Source organism: Frigoribacterium sp. VKM Ac-2836 (assembly GCF_013248995.1).
Lineage (GTDB): Bacteria > Actinomycetota > Actinomycetes > Actinomycetales > Microbacteriaceae > Frigoribacterium.
The window spans coordinates 131,850-152,890 of the sequence record NZ_JABRPK010000002.1; the positions used below are offsets into that span (position 1 = coordinate 131,850).

The 21,041-nt window shown below is 65.7% G+C and carries 18 protein-coding genes and 2 pseudogenes; 6 read left to right on the forward strand and 14 right to left on the reverse strand.

The window, feature by feature from the left end; translation table 11 throughout:
* Positions 1 to 94 precede the first annotated feature (94 nt).
* The gene (locus tag HRF36_RS06930; RefSeq protein WP_173208348.1) at positions 95 to 988 is read left to right on the forward strand and encodes a hypothetical protein; all 894 of its coding nucleotides are present in this window, start codon (positions 95 to 97) and stop codon (positions 986 to 988) included.
* Between the two features lie 35 nt (positions 989 to 1,023).
* Here the strand turns inward: HRF36_RS06930 and HRF36_RS06935 are convergent, their stop codons facing one another.
* Complete coding sequence (locus HRF36_RS06935; RefSeq protein ID WP_173208351.1) at positions 1,024 to 2,046, reverse strand: hypothetical protein; 1,023 nt, start codon at positions 2,044 to 2,046, stop codon at positions 1,024 to 1,026.
* Positions 2,043 to 3,332 (reverse strand): heparan-alpha-glucosaminide N-acetyltransferase domain-containing protein, encoded by a 1,290-nt coding sequence (locus HRF36_RS06940; protein ID WP_173208354.1) that lies wholly within the window; start codon positions 3,330 to 3,332, stop codon positions 2,043 to 2,045. Before HRF36_RS06940 ends, HRF36_RS06935 begins: the two co-directional genes overlap by 4 nt.
* 1,053 nt (positions 3,333 to 4,385) lie before the next feature.
* Between HRF36_RS06940 and HRF36_RS06945 the strand changes: the two genes are divergently transcribed.
* Entirely contained in the window at positions 4,386 to 5,108 is a 723-nt protein-coding gene (locus HRF36_RS06945) for an RES domain-containing protein (protein ID WP_371740134.1), read from the forward strand.
* Between the two features lie 38 nt (positions 5,109 to 5,146).
* On the opposite strand, the gene HRF36_RS06950 is transcribed toward HRF36_RS06945, so the two are convergent.
* The 5 genes from HRF36_RS06950 to HRF36_RS06970 form a co-directional block, all read right to left on the reverse strand.
* Positions 5,147 to 5,419, reverse strand: coding sequence for a hypothetical protein (locus HRF36_RS06950; protein WP_173208359.1), 273 nt, complete (start codon positions 5,417 to 5,419; stop codon positions 5,147 to 5,149).
* Positions 5,420 to 5,495: 76 nt separating this feature from the next.
* Positions 5,496 to 5,651: a hypothetical protein gene (locus HRF36_RS06955; protein WP_173208362.1), complete on the reverse strand. Its 156-nt coding sequence runs from the start codon at positions 5,649 to 5,651 to the stop codon at positions 5,496 to 5,498.
* A gap of 197 nt (positions 5,652 to 5,848) precedes the next feature.
* Complete coding sequence (locus HRF36_RS06960; protein ID WP_173208381.1) at positions 5,849 to 6,862, reverse strand: ImmA/IrrE family metallo-endopeptidase; 1,014 nt, start codon at positions 6,860 to 6,862, stop codon at positions 5,849 to 5,851.
* Positions 6,859 to 7,527, reverse strand: coding sequence for a hypothetical protein (locus tag HRF36_RS06965; RefSeq protein WP_173208384.1), 669 nt, complete (start codon positions 7,525 to 7,527; stop codon positions 6,859 to 6,861). The genes HRF36_RS06960 and HRF36_RS06965 overlap by 4 nt, the downstream gene beginning before the upstream one ends.
* Positions 7,524 to 8,051, reverse strand: a complete 528-nt coding sequence (locus tag HRF36_RS06970) for an RNA polymerase sigma factor (RefSeq protein ID WP_173208387.1) — start codon at positions 8,049 to 8,051, stop codon at positions 7,524 to 7,526. The genes HRF36_RS06965 and HRF36_RS06970 overlap by 4 nt, the downstream gene beginning before the upstream one ends.
* A 449-nt stretch (positions 8,052 to 8,500) precedes the next feature.
* Between HRF36_RS06970 and HRF36_RS06975 the strand changes: the two genes are divergently transcribed.
* A complete protein-coding gene (locus HRF36_RS06975; RefSeq protein WP_173208390.1) occupies positions 8,501 to 8,926 on the forward strand; it encodes a hypothetical protein in 426 nt (141 codons plus the stop codon).
* A 40-nt stretch (positions 8,927 to 8,966) separates the two neighbouring features.
* Here the strand turns inward: HRF36_RS06975 and HRF36_RS06980 are convergent, their stop codons facing one another.
* Entirely contained in the window at positions 8,967 to 9,536 is a 570-nt protein-coding gene (locus tag HRF36_RS06980; RefSeq protein ID WP_173208393.1) for a recombinase family protein, read from the reverse strand.
* 284 nt (positions 9,537 to 9,820) lie between these two features.
* Here HRF36_RS06980 and HRF36_RS06985 point away from each other — a divergent pair, with 284 nt between their 5' ends.
* Both HRF36_RS06985 and HRF36_RS16260 read left to right on the forward strand, forming a co-directional pair.
* Positions 9,821 to 13,369, forward strand: coding sequence for a TIM-barrel domain-containing protein (locus tag HRF36_RS06985; protein WP_173208396.1), 3,549 nt, complete (start codon positions 9,821 to 9,823; stop codon positions 13,367 to 13,369).
* Positions 13,370 to 13,554: 185 nt separating this feature from the next.
* A pseudogene (locus HRF36_RS16260) lies at positions 13,555 to 13,677 on the forward strand (CarD family transcriptional regulator); the annotation flags it as partial.
* Positions 13,678 to 13,817: 140 nt separating this feature from the next.
* Here the strand turns inward: HRF36_RS16260 and HRF36_RS06990 are convergent.
* A pseudogene (locus HRF36_RS06990) lies at positions 13,818 to 14,420 on the reverse strand (recombinase family protein).
* 145 nt (positions 14,421 to 14,565) lie between these two features.
* Here HRF36_RS06990 and HRF36_RS06995 point away from each other — a divergent pair.
* On the forward strand, positions 14,566 to 15,309 hold the full coding sequence (locus HRF36_RS06995) for a hypothetical protein (protein ID WP_173208398.1): 744 nt from the start codon (positions 14,566 to 14,568) through the stop codon (positions 15,307 to 15,309).
* A gap of 216 nt (positions 15,310 to 15,525) precedes the next feature.
* Here HRF36_RS06995 and dnaB read toward each other — a convergent pair whose 3' ends face one another.
* The 5 genes from dnaB to HRF36_RS07020 form a co-directional block, all read right to left on the reverse strand.
* Positions 15,526 to 16,914 (reverse strand): replicative DNA helicase, encoded by a 1,389-nt coding sequence (gene dnaB / locus HRF36_RS07000; protein ID WP_054145742.1) that lies wholly within the window; start codon positions 16,912 to 16,914, stop codon positions 15,526 to 15,528.
* Between the two features lie 577 nt (positions 16,915 to 17,491).
* Complete coding sequence (gene rbsD, locus HRF36_RS07005) at positions 17,492 to 17,875, reverse strand: D-ribose pyranase (RefSeq protein WP_173208412.1); 384 nt, start codon at positions 17,873 to 17,875, stop codon at positions 17,492 to 17,494.
* On the reverse strand, positions 17,872 to 18,912 hold the full coding sequence (locus tag HRF36_RS07010; RefSeq protein WP_173208415.1) for a ribokinase: 1,041 nt from the start codon (positions 18,910 to 18,912) through the stop codon (positions 17,872 to 17,874). The genes rbsD and HRF36_RS07010 overlap by 4 nt, the downstream gene beginning before the upstream one ends.
* Positions 18,909 to 19,859 carry a substrate-binding domain-containing protein gene (locus HRF36_RS07015; RefSeq protein ID WP_173208418.1) on the reverse strand — a complete coding sequence of 317 codons (951 nt, stop codon included), beginning with the start codon at positions 19,857 to 19,859 and terminating at the stop codon, positions 18,909 to 18,911. The genes HRF36_RS07010 and HRF36_RS07015 overlap by 4 nt, the downstream gene beginning before the upstream one ends.
* 199 nt (positions 19,860 to 20,058) lie before the next feature.
* Positions 20,059 to 21,030 (reverse strand): ABC transporter permease, encoded by a 972-nt coding sequence (locus HRF36_RS07020; RefSeq protein WP_173208421.1) that lies wholly within the window; start codon positions 21,028 to 21,030, stop codon positions 20,059 to 20,061.
* Positions 21,031 to 21,041: the final 11 nt, after the last annotated feature.

Sequence of the window (21,041 nt, forward strand, 5' to 3'; positions counted from 1 at the left end):
CCGGAAAATAACAATCGTTGGGGTAGCGCTCGTCCTGGCCACCGTCTCTCTTGGGCTAGCTCCGATAAGCGCGCACGCTGTAGGCCCAAAACAAGTGAGCTACATCCTCGCGCCGCATCCTGATGACGAATTTCAGTCTTGGTCACTTGTTGAAAACTCGCCCGACAATTACAAGGTGTTCATCACAGCAACCCGCGGCGAAGAAACAAGTCTTTGCGAACCGGGCAACTACAACGCCGCTTTGCAAGCTTCGCTTGGGGAAACTGCGCAGTCTCCGTCACCTGCGGGCAGATGGACCACCAGTTGCGTGGCGGCAAGGCAGGAATCACAGATTCGATTCCTGACCCAGATGTCAAGTGCCGACGCAAGTATTCCTGGCTCGTTCGGCACCAAAACTACGGTCGGCCCATTTGCGGCAAACGGCGCCAGCCTCTGTCGGTCGGACAATGGCGTAAATTCCTGCAGCGCCGCGCAAAGGACCGCGGATGTGTGGATCGACTCTCAAGGTCGCGGAGCCGTCGTCAGCTTCGACCTGGGAGACGGCGATCTTAATGCCGCTGAGGTTGCCTGGACGGTTGCTACGGTTCGCGACAACCGTGGTGCCCTCGGCATCAATTCGTCCCTGCCCAACTTCAACGTCGTCGGAGCGTTCTCGAACACCACCACTGCGTGCGTGGCATACCCGCACGTGGACCACCGCGCAGTTCATCAGGCGCTTTGGAACACCGACTTCGGGTTCCGTTGGCAAGCCGCCGCCACATGCGCCGGCGACCCCGACCAAAGTCGGGCTGGCACGGTTTCAGCGAATGCCGTTCAGTCAGCGTTCGCGATGAGCGGGTCTGACCAAGATTCTCTATCTGCAAATCGCCTCGGTGCCCACGTCAAACAATATGGTTGGCTCGCAGGCGACTATTACCACGTAGACCGGAACGGTCAGTCATTGCTCTTCCACTCCCACCAAAATTTCTGGATCCGATTCTTGAGATAGGAGTTGCTAAACGGACTAGTAGGGGCTCCAAGCCATTACGGGGCAAATCGCGTCCAGAAGTACTGATTCTGGGTGAATAGCTCCGTCTGCCCACGTCGGTCGACGGGGTAGTACGTCGCGTCCAGCCAGCCATAGTTGTAAGTGTGAGCGCCTTGCCTCACGCCGTTGGCGTCGACGGCAAAGGCGGCCTCGACGACATCGTCGCTGACCTTGCGGTGAATCACGCCGGCTGGGTCGTCGGCGCACGTGGCTGCTAGTTGCGGACCGGCGTTGAAGTTGGTCGACCAGAGGGCGTCGTGGACCGCGACGTGATCGGGGTGCGGGTAGCTGAAGCAGTCATATCGTGAGTTTGCAAAACTCCCGAAGATTCCTCCGTTCGGCAGCGTGTGCTCGAGCCCGAGGCTTTCCCTGTTCGCCACAACAGTGGAGACACCCCAGCGGACTTCATCTGCGGTCAGGTCACCGTCGCCGAGATCAAGCATCACCACGGCGCCGCGTCCCTGTCGATCGACCCAAACCTGGGCGTCGTGGTCTTCGACGGTGCAGTCGGGCCCGTCCTTCCGGCACACTGTGCCAGCTTCTGCCGGGAAGGGGCCTGCCACCGCTGGCGCGGCGAAGTCTCCAGGGATGGTCGGGTCCGTTTTGGCCATCCCTGAGATGTAGTCGATCAATGAATGAGCTCGTGCCTCGCCACATTTTTCCCCATTGCGCCCATCCGGAATGGGGTCTGCTGCAGCCTCGAGACCAGGTTGGTAACTGGCTGCATAGCCGCCGGGCTCGCAGTACTGCGTCTGTTCACCATTGGTGAGGACCAGAAAGACTTTGTACTGATCCGGTGTGTCTTCGATGAGTGACCATGCCTGGAACTCGTCGTCCGGGTGAGGCACGACGATATAGGTCACCTCACGGGGTGTGGTGTCGTGCATCCTCGACACCTGCAATGCCGAGGTCGTGCCGGTGATCAGCACGGCGACCACGACGATCCAGCCGATCCATGCGCGATTCCGGGTTCCGGCCCGTCTTCTGGCCATTTTCCGTTCTCCAGTTTTCTTGGTCACGGGCGTAGGTAGATCTTGTGGCGGTGCAGAACGCTTGCGAGTCCGATCCAGAAGAGCAACAGCACAAGGGTCCATGTGGCTTGACGGTGTCCGGCGATCGCAATCGCCGATGCCCAATCGAGCGCAAGACTCGATCCGGATGCCGTCGGGCGCGATAAGACACTCATCACGACGTGTGAGCCGAAGTACACGAGCAGACTGTTTCGACCCAGGCCGAGCAAAGGGAAGCTTCCGATTGCTAGGCCCTTGCCCACTTTGTCTCGATCCAAGATCAAGTGACCGATTAGCAGTGCGATAGCAGCTCCCGCACCCACCCGAAAAGCGAAGGGTGCAGTCCACAGTCTCTTCATTGCTGGCAGTTCGACTCCGCCCAGGAGAGCGGGCAGTTGGGCAGCTAGTTCTCCAAGGAACAGGGCAGCGAGGCCCAGCCCGAGAAGAGGTACGACAGCGGCGCGCACACCGCTACCTGTTCGCTGGCCACGATTACGCATGGCCAGCATGAGATGGCCAATGCAAGCCCCTATCGAGGCGCTGACAAGAGCCCCGAAAATTGCCACAAGCCCTTCAGGGTCGTGCCCTGCCAAACCAAGCCGGTACACGTGATTGGCGCCGAAAATAGCGATATCGATGGGGCCGGCCGGGTTACATCCGGGTGTGAGCAGGCCCGCTGGGCAACCGAGTGCGTAAACGGCAAGAAGGGTCGAATGCGCACCCGCGAGAAGAATCGTGATGACAGCCCAACCAATCCACGAGCGCGTCACGAGATGCAGCAAACCCATTGCGGCGACCACGACGGCATAGAGCTGAAGTACGCCAGTCACGCGCCAGGTGTCTAACTGCCAGGAGTTGAGGACGATTGCGTTGTAGAGCAGGCCAGCTAGCAACAAGACCAGCATCCGGCGCAACAGCGGGGCGACCTTCACACGCCGGTGCATTGCAAACGCCAGGCCACAGCCGGAGAGGGTCACGAAGAGGGGAAAAACGAGGTCGAGTGGATGAACTGAACCCCAGGCGGCGTGATCAAACCATTCGGGCGTCATGAGCAGGCTGTTCACTGCGACGCTGACGACAAGCATGATCCCGCGAACCAGATCTAGGCTGGCGATTCGGGGCCGTGGCGAATTCGGGGGCGCTGTTGCGCCAGTAGAGGCGGGCCTTTTCTGTGGTCGTTGAGCCACTTCCCCGGAGCCAAGGTCGTCAAGAGCCAACGGGGACGATTCGAGATCAGCCGTGGCGAATGGCTTCTCGCCATCCAAACCTTTATCCGGCCAAGAGCTGGTGGTCATTAAACCTCGAAAGCCATGATCGACAGACGTCCACGCCTCAAAACGTGCGCCCGGCGGCCTCGAAAGAGGCCTTCAGTCAAGACTACCTCGGCACGTTTCACCCAATCTAAGTGAGCCCAGTCGAAGGCTGTGGCACGACGGCCACCAAGCCAAAGCATCAGACCTATTTGGGCCCGTCTCGCTAGACGATCGATCACCGACCGCCGGCGGGTGCTGGCCAGTCCCCCGCAGCTACGTGGTACCGGATGTCTCGATAGGTCCGTCCGAAACTGATCCCGGTGAACGATCGGCTATCGGGCACTCCGACGCCCTCAGGCGAGCTCGGATCAGACGAAGTTCGCTTCCACCTGGAGCGCACGCCTGAATTCCCCGACCACGCGCAGTAACCGATGGCTCTTCGTTCCTAACCGTTGCTCTCGCCACCATCTGGAATTTTCTCAAGGCCGGCCGGAAAAAGGCCCGTGCCGCCGCCTGGCTCGAGAACTATGAACGCATACTCACCCGACGAGGCGCACTGCCCGGACGGTCCGGCCAAACTGGGCGGCAAGCCCACCCCCTCCTGAGCCAACGGGGTAATCCGGGGGTAATCGGAGTGCAATTTCGGAGGTGATGTGTCTATGATCGGGCCATGCCTACAAGCACAGTCACTGGTCAGCACACGAGAACCGCTCGAATGGATATCCATCAAGTGGCCGATGAACTTGTCCGCGGGCTGGGTCCCACTCTCGTTGCCGCACTGACAGGCTCCAGAGATCGCAAATTGCCGGCGAAGTGGGCAAAGCCCGATGGCCCCACCCCGACGGTGGCATTCACTCAGCGCCTGCAGCTAGGGCATCGAGCTTGGGCGACCCTTGTCACTGATGAAAGCGCGCATATCGCTCGCCAATGGTTCATTGGCGGCAACCCTCTTCTTGGCGAGGACACCCCCCTCACCGCGATCCGAGAGGACAGAGGAAAAGAAGTCATTGAGGCTGTCGCGGCGTTCTTGAGCGATGAGCCGGACGCTTAAGCGTGGGCGGGGGAACGACATGTTCGGTAACTGGATTGCACTTGGTGCCCGAGCTGGGGGAAACAACCTTCCGAATCGCCAAACCTAAGTTCGGGCCCCTGTCCGCGCCAGAACGGACAATCCGAACAGCGCGAAAGCGCTGGGGCCGATACGACTCTGGAGGAAGCACTCTGTACTTGGCTCGGGAAGCAGAGACGGCCTTTGCCGAGGTCCTGTCGCCGTTCAAGCGCCAGCTTGCATCAACAGATCCACTGGAAAAGGATGCTGCGGAGCTCGGTCTCACTCGGAGCGATTTCCTCGAGATCGTGTCCGCGGAATGGGACGAAGAACAGTTCATGGGCATGGGCGCCGTCCCCCAGCAGTGGCGCGTTGATCGGTGCATCTACCAGGTCAACGGCGAGGGAGACGGCTGGTGGATCGACGTTGAGCACCCCGACTCGCTCGCACTTCTGGAGGAGCAGCTCGAACCCGTCCTCATTCGGCAAGGCGTTAAGAGCCTGACTACCGCTGTCCTGCGGGGTGAGAACCGAATTGTGACCACAGCCATCGGTGCGCACCTTCGACACCTTCCGGTCCTCGGCGGATCACCGGCGCGCGGTTTGCAGTTCGGAAGTAAACACGGTGGCGGGTGGTGCCGCGCGGCGTGGCTGCCGAGCCCATACGACTCTTGGACGGCGGATTTCATCGCCACTAGCGGGGAACCAATCCTTGTCACCAACGAACATCTCGCCCGGGCAAGCGAACGGTTCCGCATCAAAGTCTTCTGACGCTCTGACCGGCTAGCGCCGTTGTGCTCGATGGCCGCTCAGAGGTGGTTCCGGATCCAGTCGTTGACTTCTTTCGACACTCCGTGCGTCGCCCAGGATTGCCCGGTGACGGTGACGACGGCAACAGCGTCGTTGCTGTCAACGATCTCGCTGATGCCGTCGCGCAGCTGCTTCGCGGTGAGGTCAGTGTCGACGAAGTAGCTGCTCTTCGCTGGCCGCGCCCAGCTCCGGTGCGACTTCAAGTATGTAATAAGGGCCTCGTACTTCTGCCCGGTGGTGTTCAGGTCGTAGTTCACCCAGTGAACGGCCATGGTTGTTCTCCTATCAATGCGATGCGCTCTAGTGAGCGGGTGGGCTGCGAGAAGGTCGCAGCCCACCCGCCGCTGATTACTTTTCGTTCCGGACACCCTTGTGCTGGTTCGCGCTCCCGTTGAGGATGCGACCCGTGCTGGTATCCCGCTTGAACCACTGACCGTTGTGCTGGAACTCGCTGCGTCCCTTGACGGCACCGTTGCGGTGCCCGTTGCCGGTGTTCTTTGCCACTGTTGTATTCACCTCCGCTCTGAGCGAGAGTCGGCGGTTTCGCCACGCTCACTCAGTAGTCGGAAGGACAGTCGCCGAGTTAAGCCCCTAGTGCAGATACTTCCGCGACATGTCGGCACGGCGGTGCAGCAAAGAGCAGGGAGACATCGAAGGAGTGGAGCTGCAGAGCACGACGCCCCGCGCCATGCGGCGGCAGGCTACTGGCAGTCGATGCAGACGCCCGTGTCGTTGATGAGGTGTGAGTTCTTCAAGATTCCGCATTCAGCGCATGCGCGGGCGCGGGCGGCGTTCCGGTCGCAACGGCACTTGCCGCAGACCGGGCAGTGCGGTTCCCGACACGTCGCGCACGGCCACCCGCGCACAGACACCGGCCCCTGACAGCAGGAGATGCCAATGGTCGGCCGTTGATCGTAGTCGCGTTCGCCGATCGCCTGGGCGGCGCCGTTGCCGTCGTTCCAGATATTTGCGTCTGCGAAGACGGCGAGGACATATCGTCCGTCGCGGACAGCGTCGACCCAGAAATCCGCTTGCGCTCCCCAAGGAGCACGCCAGCCGATTCGCCGTCGAAGGGGTGTTTCTTCGTGGAGTTCGAGGAGGGGGTTTCCAGGGTCGAGGATCTGGTTCCGCCAGGGGTAGACCGTTGGCCATCCGTGCTCTGGATCGGGATGCACTGAGGCGTGCGCGACGGCGCCGTATTCGGGGTCGATCATCGCGATGGCACCGAGCCCTCGGAGTTGCGCGGTGAGGGCGATGATGCAGACCGGTCGACTTGCGCGCGTGGTGCGGTACAGGTCGATGACGTCGGCGGCTTGCAGGGGCCGCTGTAGCGGCGGCAGTGTCGCCGCGGGAAGCAGCAGCGCCTGCGCGATGCGGTCGCAGAGCATCTCGAGCAGATGTTCCGGACGGTATTGGTTCGCGATCCAGTCGTAGAGGCCAGCGTTCGTGACGAGGATGTGCGCGAACTCGTGGGCGAGTGTGAATTGGTCGCGGTCGCTGTTCGAGGAAGCGGCGTAGAGCACCACCCCGTCTTCGAGGAACGACAAACCGTCACAGGTACCATCGGCCGCACGTTGGATGCCGAGGTGTTCGACCTGCTCGACGATGAGGCCGAACTCGTCCTGCATGGTTGCGGCGGGGTTGGCTGCGAATCGTAGTCGTTGCTCATCGGGCACGGGCTGCAGTGCTTTCGCGACAGCCCGGGTTAGGTTCATCGTCCTTCTCTACTTTCTAGCGCGCTGATGAGCGCCTCAATCGAGGAGAGCGTGTCCTCGACGTCTGTCCGAGCTCCGCGGTGCACAGTGCTGAGGGCACGACGTTCTAGGGCGCCCCGGGCCTCCGGAGCGGTCATATGACGCAGTCGCGCCCACCGTGTGACGAGCGAGGTAAATCGGGGGGAACGGCGGAGCTGCTGGACGAGGTCATCCTGCTCCGCAGGCGCGGACGCACTAATGATCTGTTCCTCTGAAGTGTTCAGCAGTGCGGCGAGAGCGGTGATGACAACGGGCGGCACCTCAGCGGCGTTTGTGGTCTCCCACCGCATCACGTCCGCCGGAGTGAAAGTCCACCCACGTCGGTTGAGCTCGGTCGCGACGTCGCTGACGGTGCGCTGCCGACGTTGCCGCTGCGCGCTGAGGAGGCGACCGTCTAGGCGTTTCTCCGGCGACGGTACGAGGCCAAGGAGCTTCGCCGACCGGTCTTCCTCAAGCGCTGGAGCGCCTGCGTACCGGGCGAGGTTCTGAAGTTCGTCCACGATCGCGGCGAAGGGTCGCAGGTCGGCGGAAAGTTCGGGCAGCGGAACGGGCGCTGATCCGTCGTCGCGGTTCATCCGACCGGTCGCCATTAGTCGGGTGACGAGGTCGTCGTTGTCGGTGGTCATCGTTTCGCTCCTTCCATTCGTTGCCGCAGCTTCTTTAGTGCTTTCGTAAGGATCTGGGAAATGCGGGCCGGGGTGACCCCGAGCGCCCGCGCGACGTCCTTCTGCGGCTCGTTCCGGATCGATACGCGGGCGATGACGTCCCGTTCCCTGTCGGTCAGCACGTCCCACGCGTCCCACACCTCGGCAACGGCCAGGCCCTCATCGAACGCGTCCTCGACCTCTACGTACGCGTCAACGGGGTGCGAGAGACCCTCGAGGGCTTCCGGCGCGCCGGCATACTGCTTCGGATGCAGGCTCCGAATCGCGTCGATGGCGCGGCGCTTCGTCATCGTGATGACGAATGCCTCCGGATCCTCCACACCGGTGGGACGCTTGCGGAGCAGTTCCTCGACGACGGTGAGCACGACATCTTCTGCGTCGCGTTCAGCGCCGACCTTTGCCAGCTGCGCGGCCGCGATGCGGTGGAGTATGTCTTTGTGGGCGCTGTAGAACGCCGCGATACCTTCCGGAGTGGATAGGTCCATCGGTCCCCCAACGTCTCAACGACTGCCATGCCGGCTGCAAGCTACCTTCACATCATGGAGTCGTCGTTCGCCCCGCGGAAGTAAGCCCCCTGAACTCACGGGCGTGTCACGGTGAGATGAGCACCCAAAAGGGGCTCCATAGCCGCCGGATATCCGCACCCCCAAACCAGAACGTCCCATGGCTGCCTAAGACCCGTCTGCGTGCCGATGGAACCACCGTCGACTAGCTCGAACTGCCAAGGGTCACCGCGTCGTGCTCGAGGAGTTGCACGACGAGTGGCGGAGCGGGGCTCATGAAAGGGCAGGGGCACTTAGGTACCCCTGCCCCCGAGCCCCAAGCTGCTGACGCATCTATTGCAAGACCGGCGCCGTACCGTCGAGATCGTCTACCGGGCATCGCCTTGTGCCCGTAGCGGCTCAGAAATGACATGTGCTCATACGCTGAGCTCATGACAACCGCGCAGGACATCGCCCATTGGCTACTCGAACAGATTCAGGACAATGGGCAACGGCGCACATATCAAGAACGAATCGTGAGGATCATCCGGAACGACTTTGGGGAAGCCTGGTCGTACCGCAATCAAAACGGGAACTGGGCTATCGACAGGACGATCTTGCGCGAGTTTGGCAAGCTCAAAAGCGACCACCTCATCTGGGATAGATCAGATCAGTCGTGGCGCATCGTGACCGACGATCAGTTGGACCTCATCAGGCAGAGGGAAGAGCGTTCTAAGGAGCGGCGCGCGGCCATCAAAGTGGCTGGGGAAGCGCGTATAGCCGCGCTGACTGACACCGAGCGCGCAGCACTGCAAGCACGGAAAGGCGAGGCCGCGGCACGGCGAGCGAAGTATCGAGCCGACCGTGCAGTCGAGTGAGCTTGCACCCAGAACCAGGCCAAAGTGACCCGCGAAACACTCAGACCATGTCTGCCCTATGGACGGCGCGATAGACCGTCGAGCGGGCGACGCCGAAGAGCTCGGCGATCTCGCTCGTCGTGTGCGCGCCGGTGCGGTGTAGCTGCACGAGGTGCTTCTCCTGAGAGGCGGTGAGCTTGGGCTTGCGGCCGCGGAGCTTGCCGGCGGCCTTCGCGATCGCCATACCCTCCCGAGTACGAGCACGGATGAGGTCGGCCTCAAACTCGGCCACCATTCCGAGGACGTTGAACAAGAGCCGGCCGACAGGGTCGGTGGGGTCGTAGACCGCTCCCCCGAGGTTCAGCGCGACACCCTTCTTCGTCAGCTCATCGGCAATGTCGGTCGCGTCCCGCAGCGACCTGGCGAGGCGGTCGAGCTTCGTCACGACCAAGACGTCGCCGGCCCGACACGCGGCCAGCGCTTCACGCAGACCTGGCCGTGCTCGAGTGGTGCCCGACAGGCCGTGATCAACATGCACGTGTTGATCGTCAACACCGAGTGCTGCGAGACCGTCACGTTGTGCTGCGAGATCTTGTCCTGAGGTCGAGACGCGGGCGTATCCGATGAGCATCCGATGACTGTAGCGTTTAGACCCCCGTCACCGGGCATTTTTGCGGGACAGGCATACGCGAATCCGTAGGCCAGACGCCACTTGACCTCAGCCGGTCCGGGACAGCTCGAGAAGGTGTCCCGATGAACGACCGCCTAACGGTGGGCTGTGAGGAAGCTAGCGCCTCACCTGTTCGAGCACCATCCAGCCTCGAGGCACGACCGCGGAGTTGCGACCCAGAAGCGTAGGGTGCAGGAACTGCACACTGTCGCTGTGCGGACGACGACGTCCACGAGGAGATCCACTTGCGTTCGAAGCCCCTTCGCCCACCGAGGAGGCGGCGCAGCCTCGCAGCCGCTCTCGTCACCTTCACCACCCTCAGCACCATCGGCCTCGCGGCACTGCCCGCCCAGGCCGCCACCCCTGAGAGCCGCGCGGTTGTCTCGGGCGAGGCCCGCTTCGAGGTGCTCTCCCCCACGCTCATCCGCACCGAATACGCCGGTGATGCTCAGTTCACCGATCGCGGCACGTTCAACGTCGTCGGCCGCGACGACTTCGCCGAGACACCGTTCACGCAGAGCGTCGACGACGGCTGGCTGACGATCGACACCGGCTCCATGATCTTGAGGTACGAGCAAGACTCCGGCAGATTTGCCGAGGACAACCTGTCCGTCGCCTTGACCACCGGCGCCGGCCAGGAGGTCACGGGTTCGCCGTGGACGACCACCCCGACGCCGACCTGCGCGGTGGACACGCTCTGCGAGGCCGAGTCGCTCGGCCTGACGGGGCTCTCGCCCGCGTCGGACCACACCGGGTTCACCGGCACGGGCTTCGCCGCCGGCTACGAAGCCGCTGGCAACGCCATGACCTTCGACACCACCGTCGCCACGGCGGGCCCCCGTGACCTGACGCTCCGCTACGCGAACTCGCAGGGCGGCGACGGCCAGGTCACGACCCGCACGCTGAGCGTCGTCGTGGACGACGACGCACCCGTGACGATCCAGCTCGCACCCGGCGCCGGCTGGGACGACTGGCAGTCCGCGTCCGCTGCCCTCGACCTGAGCGCCGGTGACCACACGATCAGCATCATCCGGAATCCCTCCGACTCCGGACAGGTGAACGTTGACAGCCTCGCACTCACCGCCCCGGGAGCCGCCTACCCGGCACCCGTGGCCGCGGGCGAGGGCACGGACTGTGCCTTCGGCGTGGTCTGCGAGGCGGAGGACGCCGGCAAGACGGGTTCCGCCACGCAGGCCGACGACCACAACGGCGCCTCGGGCGACGCGTTCGCCGCCGGCCTGTGGAGCGCCGGTGCCGCCCTGACCACCCACCTGGTGGACGTCCCCGCGGAAGGCGACTACCGCCTCCAGGTCCGGTACGCCAACGGCGGTGCCGCCAGCCCAACGCTGACGGCTGACGACGGCACCGACGACGCGGGCACCGTGGCGCTACCGCCCACCAGCGGCTGGGACTACTGGAACACCGTGAGCGTGCCCGTGCACCTGACCGCCGGCTCGAACGACGTGCAGCTTAGCTGCCCGTCGACCGACGGCAACTGCAACGTCAACATCGACACGATCGCAGCTGTTGACGCCGACTCCGCCATCCTTGCCCCGCATGCCGCGCTCGGCGGGTACCGGCGTGACCTCGACACGGCCGACGGCGACGTCACGACCAACCCCGGCCTGCTTTACCAGGACGGCTGGACGCTGCTCGACGACACCGCCTCCGCCCTGTACGACCAGGAGTCCGACACGGTCACCCCGCGCCCTAACCGTGGTGACGTCGCGATGCAGGACGGCTACGTCTTCGGATACGGGAATCAGTACACGACGGCGCTGAGTGACCTGGCGACCCTGACTGGCCCGACAAAGCTCCTGCCGCGTTGGGCGTACGGCGTCTGGTACTCCGAGTACTACGACCGCTCGCAGGCGGACTACCTGGCGATCGCGGACGACTTCGCCGAGCGGGGCGTCCCGGTCGACGTCATGGCGATCGACACCGACTACAAGATCGGCAGCACGACGAACCAGGGCGACAGCAAGTGGAACGGCTGGAGCGTTGACCCCGCACGCATCCCTGACATGGAGGCGCTGCTCGCCGAGTGGCACGCCGCGGGCATCCACAACACGCTCAATATCCACCCCACCATCTCAGGCAGCGACCCGAAGTTCCCGGACGCACAGGCCACGGCCCAGGGGAAGCTCACCAAGGGCGACGGCGACCGCTGGCTCTTCGACTGGTCGGATCCCGACCAGCTCCAGGCCTACTTCGACCTCCACGACGACACGCAGGCCGAGGGTGTCGACAACTGGTGGCTCGACTGGTGCTGCAGCGAGAACTCGCGGTACTCGGCGAACGGCGTCACCCCCGACGCGTTCATCAACCAGCAGTACGCGAACTACCTCGACGCGGCCACCGACGGCTCCGGCTTCGCGTTCTCGCGGGCGTATGGCTCGTTGACCGCAGGTGGCTACGGCAACCCGCAGCCCGTGTCCACCGGACCGTGGGCCGACAAGCGGACCACGCTGCACTTCACCGGCGACACCACGTCGTCGTGGGCGATGCTCAAGACCCAGGTCGGGTACACACCCGGAGAGTCGGCCTCGACCGGGCTCGCGGCCGTCAGCCACGACATCGGCGGCCACAACGGCGGCCAGTACGGCATCGCCGGAGCCGAGGAGGGCACGACGCAGCTGCCGGAGGACCTCTACGCACGCTGGGTCCAGATGGGCGCGTTCCAGCCAATCGACCGCCTCCACAGCAACCACAGTGACCGGCTGCCGTGGCAGTACCCCGATGCGGCGAACGCGTCGGCGACGAAGTTCCTGAACTTGCGTGAGGACCTGATGCCGCTGACGTACACGCTCGCCGCGCAGGCGACCGCCACCGGCACCCCGATCACGCAGCCGCTGTACCTCCAGTACCCGGACCAGCAGGAGGCGTACTCGGCCGCCGGGTCCGAGTACCTGTACGGCTCTGACGTGCTGGTGGCCCCGGTCACCACCGCAGGGGAAACCGCCACAACCTCGGTCTGGTTCCCGGCAGGTGACACGTGGACCGACTGGTTCACGGGCACGACCTACGAGGGTGGCACCACCGCCAGCATCACGACGGACCTCAACGCCATGCCGGTGTTCATCCGAGGCGGCGGCATCGTCCCGACCCGCTCGGAGCACGTTGCGAACGACGCGCAGGGCCCGCTCGACGCGGTAACCCTCACTGTCGCGACCGGCACCGACGGCACGTTCTCACTGCACGAGGACGCCGGCAAGGGATCCGGCCCAGTAACCGCCGACGCCGCCACCACCGCGGTCACCTACACCCAGCAGCCCAACGGCGGTCAACTCGACGTCGCACCGGCCGATGGCTCCTTCGACGGCCAAGTCACCGATCGCTCCTGGATCGCGACGTTCACGAACGCCGACGAGCCGGCGTCGGTGCTCGTCGACGGGGAAGCGATCCCTGCGTCGGGCTGGACCTACGACGCCGCAGCGCGCACGATCAGCGTGCCCGTCACCAGCCGGCCAGTCACGGAGAGCACCACGGTGCAGTTCTCCTCAGTGGCCGCCGTGGACCCGGCGCCGACACCCAACCCCGCACCCGTCCCCGGTGACCCTAGTGACGGCGCGTCCGAGACGCCCGGCGCAGGCGCAGGCGCAGGCGCCGGTCCTGGGTCCGCCGGGTTCGACGCCGGAGCGACCCCGGTCGCCAGCGACCCCGACCGTTCCAACGACGGTGGTCCGCTCGCTTTCACCGGCACGGACCTCGTGCCGATGGGGCTCCTCGCACTCGCGCTTCTCGCGGCCGGCGGGACCATCGTCTGGTCCAGGAGGCGCGCGCGGCGAAACTGACCACGTAACCAACGGGAGCCCCGGTGCAGTGAGCACCGGGGCTTCCCACGTGTTGCGGCAGAGCCGTCAGCAACTGTGCCCCTAAAAGCCCGCGGGTCTCGGCCGGGGCCGAGTGCTCATGTCGACCAACGAAGTCGGAACCCAGCAGGTAACCACGGATCTTTGACATTCCAGGACGGGTCGTTGAGAAAGGCATGCTCGGTCGTTCCCAGCAAATTCTTGTCTCAGAACTTGCCCTCGCCCTCGGCACGTCCACGGACGATGCTGAAACGGTTCTCCTGGACGTCCCTCGGACACCAGCCCTCTAAGACCAAGCCGCCCAAGGCCTCAAGAGGCCATTGCCTGTGGCTACGATGCGTGGGCGAGGGTCACCTCGTGTTTCCACGCCCCCTCCCAGGTCCCGCGGAAACGAGACACCCCACACCCAGAACCGTGTGGGGTGTCTCACTCACTCCCCCACCGCCTCCTCGGCTGCCTGGCTGCGTGCGATGGCCCGGTACAGCGTCGTCCGGTCGATCTGCAGATCCCGGGCAACCTTGGCCTTCGGCACCCCGGACTCGATCAACCGCTGCGCCTCGACAAGCTGCTCGGCGGTGAGCTTCTGCGCGCGGCCCCTGTACTTCCCGGCCGCCTGCGCGAGCCGGATGCCTTCCCGCTGCCGTTCACGGATCAGGGTCCGCTCGAACTCCGCGAACGCCCCCAGCAAGTTCAGCATCAGCCGGCCGATCGCGTCGTCGGTGTCGCGGCTGTAGGTCTACTGCTCCTTGACGAACACCACCGAGGCACCCTTCCCCGTGATCTCGTCCACGATCTCCCGGAGATCCCTCAGCGACCGAGCCAGCGGATCCATCGAAGCAACCTTCACAACGTCGCCCTCGCGGACGTATCGAATGCAGTCGATGAGCGCAACCCGATCGACTCTTGACCCGCCCGAGACCTTTTCCTCGAAGACCCGATCGACGTCGCCGACGGCCTCGAGCTGCCGACCGAGGTTCTGATCCACCGAGCTCACCCGGACGTACGCGACGACCTGCGTTTTTTGCTGCACCATTCCTAGACCCGGACACACACCTGTGGCACAAGCAGCGAAACACGCTCTAACGCCACGCGCGCCGCAACTCCTGGTGCTTGTGGCGCTGGGGTGTACCCAAATTAAAACCGATGTCCTGTTCGAGGACTGCTCATATAATGTGGCCATGGTGAAACTGACGACGGGGGTCTCTGCAGCCGCACTCGTACTGGTGCTGACAGGGTGTGCCGGGATGAGCGGCGAGGCAGGCGGCCCGCCCAGCTCGAGCGGCACGGCGACGACCGCGGCCGGGGTGCCGGACCGGCAGGCCGTCCTCGACGCGCTCGGCGCGCCTCCTGCCTCGGGGCCACCCGACCCGGCCCGCCTCGCCGAACTGCGGCAGGAAGCCACCGACCAGCGCTGGGCCCAGGTGACACAGCAGTTCCCCGACGCGGTCCGACCCGAGGTCGCCCTGGTCCATGAGATCGAGGGCGGCGACCTCGACCCGCTCACCGCGTGCCTCCGCGAGGCCGGCCTGCCCGTGGTCGACGACGTCGGGAGGGGCGAGGACGGCTCGACCTCGCAGGGCTACTCGTTCGAGATGCCCGACGGCGGGCCGTTACGCGAGCAGGCCGAGCTCGCCAGCTACCGCTGCGACGTGATGTACCCGGGCCCCGTGACTGAGACGCTCACGGTCGAGCAAGCGGCGTGGTTGTTCGACTACCTGACCATGTTCCAGTTGCCGTGCCTTGAGGCGCTCGGAGCCCCCTCGACCGAGCCGGGCATGACCCGCGAGGAGTTCGCGTCGACCTGGCCCCACCAGGGCTGGTACCCGAGCGCTGGATCGGAATCCAGTCGAGGGCTGACGGACGCCGAAGTAGACCGGGTCGACAAGGCCTGCCCGGCGCCCGACTCGAATACCTTCGGTTAAGGATGCCGTAGCAGCTGGAGGCAACGCAGACTCGAGCCAACACATCCAGCCACCAAGGATTCGTCCGGTAACCCACCGTTCATCGGACACGTCAGACACACGGCTCAGTCCGCTCAACTGCAGGTCAGATCGTCACCTTCCGTCAAAAGCGACAAGCCAAGCAGCATTTCGACAAACTAAATCGCGAACGACAACGACAACGACAACGACAACGCGCTAGCTAGGCATGTCCACGAACCGCGAGAACATCCCGTGGAACGCCACCGTGATGGTGTCGGTGGGGCCGTTGCGGTGCTTGGCGACGATGAAGTCGGCCTCACCCTGGCGGGGGTTGTCTTTCTCGTAGGCGGACTCGCGGTGCAGCAGGATGACCATGTCGGCGTCCTGCTCGAGCGAACCGGACTCTCGCAGGTCGCTGATCGCGGGCTTCTTGTCGGCACGCTGCTCGGGGCCACGGTTCAGCTGCGACAGCGCGATCACCGGCACCTGCAGCTCTTTCGCCATCAGCTTCAACGCACGCGAGAACTCCGACACCTCTTGCTGACGGCTCTCGACCCGCTTGCCCGACGTCATCAGCTGCAGGTAGTCGATCACCACGAGCTTCAGGTTGTGCTGCTGCTTCAACCGGCGGCACTTCGCCCGGATCTCGACCAACGTCATGTTGGGCGAGTCGTCGATGAACAACGGCGCGTCGTTGATGCGGCCACGCACCTGCGCGATGTTCGTCCAGTCACGCGCGTCGACCGTTCCCTTACGCATGTTCTGCAGCGGCACACTCGACTCCGCCGACATCAGACGCATCGCGATCTCGCTTCGCCCCATCTCGAGCGAGAAGAACACCGAGGCCTGCCCGTGCTTGATCGACGCCGCCCGCGCCAGGTCGAGCGCCAACGTCGACTTACCGAGCGCCGGTCGCGCCGCCACGATGATCAGCTGACCCGGGTGGAACCCGTTCGTCAGGGCGTCGAGCTGCGCGAACCCCGTCGGCACACCCGTCATCTGGCCGTCACGACCCTTGGCCGCCTCGATCTCGTCGATCGCGACCGTCACCGCCTCGTTCAGCGGCACGTAGTCCTCGGTCTGCACTCCCCCGGCCACGTTGTAGACCTCGGCCTGCGCATTGTTGACCAGGTCGACGACCTCGCCCTCGCTCGCATAACCCATCTGCACGATGCGCGTGCCGGCCTCGACCAGACGACGCAGCACCGCCTTCTCGGCGACGATCGACGCGTAGTACCCCGCGTTCGCCGCCGTCGGCACGACTCCGGTCAGGGTGTGGAGGTACTCCGCTCCCCCGGCCCTCGACAGGTCGGCCGACTTCATCAGCTCGTCGCTAACCGTGATGACGTCGGTGGGCTCGCCGTGCGAGTACAACCCGAGGATCGCGTCGTAGATGACCTCGTGCTTGGGCACGTAGAAGTCCATGCCGCGGACCGTCTCGATGACGTCGGCCACGGCGTCCTTGCTCAGCAGCATGCCGCCGAGCGCGCTCTGCTCGGCCAGCAGGTCGTGCGGCGGGACGCGGTCCATGTTGACGGGGCCACCACGGTCGCGATCACGGTTGTTCGACGCATCGGGAGCAAGACCGAGATGGGCGATCGACATGGGTCCTCCAGCGAGAATCGGGTGGGTGCGGGGCAGCACCGAAGACGCTCAAGGCAGTTCTACGACGAACCCCCGACATCCCCTTGCCGAACCGCCGTGACCCACCCCTATGAGCGCGGGTACACCTTATGGACACCGAGTTCTCCACAGCAAATGCACCTGTGGATAACTCTGGGGAGAACCGGTGAGCAACGCCGGACGACCCTGGGGAGAACTGTGGATCACGCTGTGGACAACGAGATACTTCAGTCGACTTAGGCGCCTCTGACCAGGTATTTCGCGATTCCACACCTGTGTGGAGAAAATTGTCTAAACCGGGGGTTGAGACATCCGATTTGACATCTGCCTGTGCACAAGAGATTTGACTTTGACCCTTTTCAACCGATACCGACGCAGCCCGCGTTCAGCTTCCCGTAACCCCCGAAGACGGGCCGTGCGAAGGGCCTGGTCAGGGCGGTATCGGGGTCCGGCACCGCGCCTCCCGCCGGTCCCGGACGACGAAGAACCACAGCGGGGACGATGCATCACCCCGAAGAGTGGTTCATCGTCCCCGCTGTGGTTCGCGGGGCCAGCTGCCTCAGAAGGGAACGCCGCAGCGCAGGACCACGTTCGCGTACGGCGTCGCCTCGCCCGTCCGGACGAGGAGGCGCGCCCCACCCGACAGCCGCTTCAGCTCGTCGTGCGACACGTACGCCACGTCGTCGAAGCGGGACGTGATCCAGTCACCGGCGGGGGAGTCGTGGCTCTCGTCCGCGGCCGTGCAGGCCTCGAACACCACGTCGGTGGTCAGCGCGTCCAGCACGTCGGCGAAGGCGGGCAGACCGTGGACGACGGCGAGGTCGACCACGGGGACCCCGGCCGGCAGGGGCAGGCCGCAATCCGCGACGACGACCAGGTCGCCGTGCCCGAGACCGCTGACGGCGTGGTTCAGCTGCGCGTTGAGCAGCCCGCCGCGCTTCACGAGGTCACCCCGGCAGCAGCAGCGGCAGGCAGCTCGTCGTCCAGCGTCGGGTACGACGCCTGCGTGCCCACACCCGTCACCGAGAACGCCCCGACGCGCACGGCGTCCCGGGCGGCCTCGACCAGCGACGCCCCGGCGGCCAACCCGGCGGCCAGAGCGCCGACGAAGGCGTCCCCTGCCCCGGAGGAGTCGACCGCCGCGACGCGAGGCGAGGCCACCAGAACGGTGCCCGAGGCGTCGGAGACGATCGCCCCGGCGGCACCACGGGTCATGACGACCGAGGTGACCCCCTGGGCGCGCAGGGAGGCGACGACCGACTCGTCGTCGACCCGCGCCTCCTCGTCCGAAGCCGAAGACGACACCGACGCCGACGCCGACGCAGAAGCCGACACCGCGCCCGCAGCCCCGGAGGCGGAACCGCCCCACGCGGCCAGCAGCAGCCGACCCTCGTGCTCGTTCACGACCAGCGGATCCGCGGCCTTGACCACGTCCGACGGCACGTCGATCACGGGTGCGAGGTTGAACACCACGCGACCGCCGGCGTGCTGCACCGCGGCGGCGATGCCGTCCACGGGGATCTCTCCCTGCAGCACGACGACCGCAGCCTCGGCCAGCACGGCCGAGTGCGACCCGACCGCCGAAGCCCCGACGGCGCCGTTCGCCCCGGGGACGACGACGATCGTGTTCTCGCTGTCGCCCCCGACGCTGACGATCGCCAGGCCGGTGGGCCCGGGTACGGTGGCGACGCCGCTGACGTCGACACCGCTCGAGCGGAGGTGGGGCAGGGCGTCGTCGGCACGTCCGTCGTCGCCGACCGCACCGATCATCACGGTGCGGGCGCCGCGGTGGGCGGCGGCGACGGCCTGGTTGGCGCCCTTGCCGCCGGGGGAGAGGGTCATCGACGAGCCGATCAGCGTCTCTCCGGGCAGGGGGAGGCGGTCGACGGTCACGACCTGGTCGACGTTGATCGACCCGACCACGACGACCGTGCCGGCCGAGCCGACCCCGCCGGCACCCTGCGATTCAGAACCGGTCATTCGGTGAAGTCACCCACGTTCTCCTTCGTGACGGTGATGACCTCGACGGCCTGGTCCGAGGGGCCGTCGTCGCCGCTGCCACCCTTGACGGCCTTGACCGCCTGGTCGACCGCGAGGGCGCCGAGCTCGGCGGGCTGCTGCGCGATCGTGCTCGAGAGCGTACCGGCCTCGATGGCCTTGAGGCCGTCCTCGGTGCCGTCGAACGCGGCGACCTTGACGTCGCTGCCGGCGCGCGAGCCGAGCGCCTGGATCGCTCCGAGGCCCATCTCGTCGTTCTCGGCGAAGACGCCCACGGCGTTCGGGTGCGCCTGCAGCAGGTTGGTGGTCACGTCGAGCGCGGTGGCGCGGTCGAAGTTCGCGGTCTGCTGCGCGACGACGGTGATGTCCGGGTAGGCCGAGATGCCCTTGGTGAAGCCCTCACCGCGGTCGCGGCTGGCCGAGGTGCCCGCGACACCCTGCAGCACGATGACCTCGCCCTTCTCACCGATCGCCTCGGCGAGGGCCTTGGCGGCCTGCTCACCACCGGCGACGTTGTCGCTCGCGACGAACGAGGCGACGTCGGCACCGTTCACGGCGCGGTCCACGGCCACGATCGGCACGTTCGCGTCGTTCAGCGCGGCGGCAGCGGGGCCGGCGGCGTCGCTGTCCACGGCGTTCAAGATGACGGCGTCGGCGGTCGAGGCCGCGGTCGCCAGCTGGTTGGCCTGGGTGGCCGAGTCGTTCTGGGCGTCGACGATCTCGAGGTCGACGTTCTGCTTCTTCGCCTCGGCGGTCGCGCCGTCACGCAGCTCGACGAAGAACGGGTTGTTCAGGGTGCTGAGCGACAGGACCACCGTGGGGCGGTCCGCCTCTCCGGCGGGGGTGCGGTTGCAGCCGGCGGTGCCGGTCGCGACCAGGGCGGCGATCGCCGTGACGGTGGCGGCCTTGCGGAACGAGGTCAACTTCATCGTGTGTCCTTCGGGTTGGGGTGGGTTGGGTGATTCACGGGAGAACGAGGAGGCGCGGGTCGGCTGGTGACCGCCCGTCGCCGTGGGCTGCGCCGCAGCCCCAGGGCCGGGCCCCGCAGCTGCCGCCGCTCCGCCGAGACGCGACGCCGCCCGTCCGGGCCGCACCGCGCCTCCTCGGCTCGGAGGCTGTCGGTGCGACCTAGCTGCTGCGCGTCTTGCGCCGCAGCACGTCGACGCCCACGGCGAGGGCGATGACGAGGCCGATGACGACCTGCTGCCAGAACGACGTGACGTTCAGCAGGTTGAGGCCGTTGCGGATGACGACGAGCACGAGGGCGCCGATGATCGTGCCCGAGATGCGGCCGACGCCGCCGGCCAGGCTCGCGCCGCCGATGACCACCGCGGCGATGGCGTCGAGCTCGTAGCCCGAGGCCGCCTGCGGCTGGGCCGAGTCCAGGCGTCCGGCGAGCAGCAGTCCGGCCAGGGCCGCGAACAGCCCGGCCAGGCCGAAGACCGTGACGACGATGCGCTTGACCGGCAGACCCGAGAGGCGCGCGGCCTCGGCGTTGCCGCCGACGGCGTACATCGACCGACCGATGACGGTGCGGTTGAGGATGAACGACGCGACGATCGCGGCCAGCACGAGAACGATGATCGGCACGGGAACCGGCCCGATGCTGCCACCGAGGAACGAGACGGCCGGGGGAGTCGCGATCGGGCGCCCGTCCGAGACGACGAGGGTCAGGCCGCGCGCCACGCTGAGCATGGCGAGCGTCGCGATGAACGACGGCAGCTTGCCGTACGCGCTGGCGAACCCGTTGACGAGGCCGGCCACGAGGCCCGTGCCGAGGCCGAGCGCGAGCGCCAGACCGCCGGGCAGCCCCGCCGTGGCGAAGAACCAGCCCGAGACCATCGCCGACAGCGCGGCGACCGAACCGACCGAGAGGTCGATGCCGCCCGCGACGATGACGAAGGTCATGCCGAACGCGAGCACGGCCACGGTCGACACCTGGATGCCGATGTTCAGCAGGTTGCGGCCGGTCAAGAAGTCCGGGGTCGCGATGAAGAGGGCCAGGCACAGCACGACGAGCCCGACGAGGGCCCCGTTCGCGGCCAGGAAGGTCTTGATGTCGAAGGAGCGTCGCTGCGCCTTCACGGTGGTGGTGGTCATGGGTGTCGTCC

What these genes read in the sequence shown, in the direction of transcription:
- HRF36_RS06940 (WP_173208354.1), bottom strand. Translation starts at nt 3,332, where the DNA reads ATGACCACCAGCTCTTGGCCGGATAAAGGTTTGGATGGCGAGAAGCCA.
- HRF36_RS06950 (WP_173208359.1), bottom strand. Translation starts at nt 5,419, where the DNA reads ATGGCCGTTCACTGGGTGAACTACGACCTGAACACCACCGGGCAGAAG.
- HRF36_RS06960 (WP_173208381.1), bottom strand. Translation starts at nt 6,862, where the DNA reads ATGAACCTAACCCGGGCTGTCGCGAAAGCACTGCAGCCCGTGCCCGAT.
- HRF36_RS06965 (WP_173208384.1), bottom strand. Translation starts at nt 7,527, where the DNA reads ATGACCACCGACAACGACGACCTCGTCACCCGACTAATGGCGACCGGT.
- HRF36_RS06970 (WP_173208387.1), bottom strand. Translation starts at nt 8,051, where the DNA reads ATGGACCTATCCACTCCGGAAGGTATCGCGGCGTTCTACAGCGCCCAC.
- HRF36_RS06975 (WP_173208390.1), top strand. Translation starts at nt 8,501, where the DNA reads ATGACAACCGCGCAGGACATCGCCCATTGGCTACTCGAACAGATTCAG.
- HRF36_RS06980 (WP_173208393.1), bottom strand. Translation starts at nt 9,536, where the DNA reads ATGCTCATCGGATACGCCCGCGTCTCGACCTCAGGACAAGATCTCGCA.
- HRF36_RS06995 (WP_173208398.1), top strand. Translation starts at nt 14,566, where the DNA reads ATGGTGAAACTGACGACGGGGGTCTCTGCAGCCGCACTCGTACTGGTG.
- dnaB (WP_054145742.1), bottom strand. Translation starts at nt 16,914, where the DNA reads ATGTCGATCGCCCATCTCGGTCTTGCTCCCGATGCGTCGAACAACCGT.
- HRF36_RS07010 (WP_173208415.1), bottom strand. Translation starts at nt 18,912, where the DNA reads ATGACCGGTTCTGAATCGCAGGGTGCCGGCGGGGTCGGCTCGGCCGGC.
- HRF36_RS07015 (WP_173208418.1), bottom strand. Translation starts at nt 19,859, where the DNA reads ATGAAGTTGACCTCGTTCCGCAAGGCCGCCACCGTCACGGCGATCGCC.
- HRF36_RS07020 (WP_173208421.1), bottom strand. Translation starts at nt 21,030, where the DNA reads ATGACCACCACCACCGTGAAGGCGCAGCGACGCTCCTTCGACATCAAG.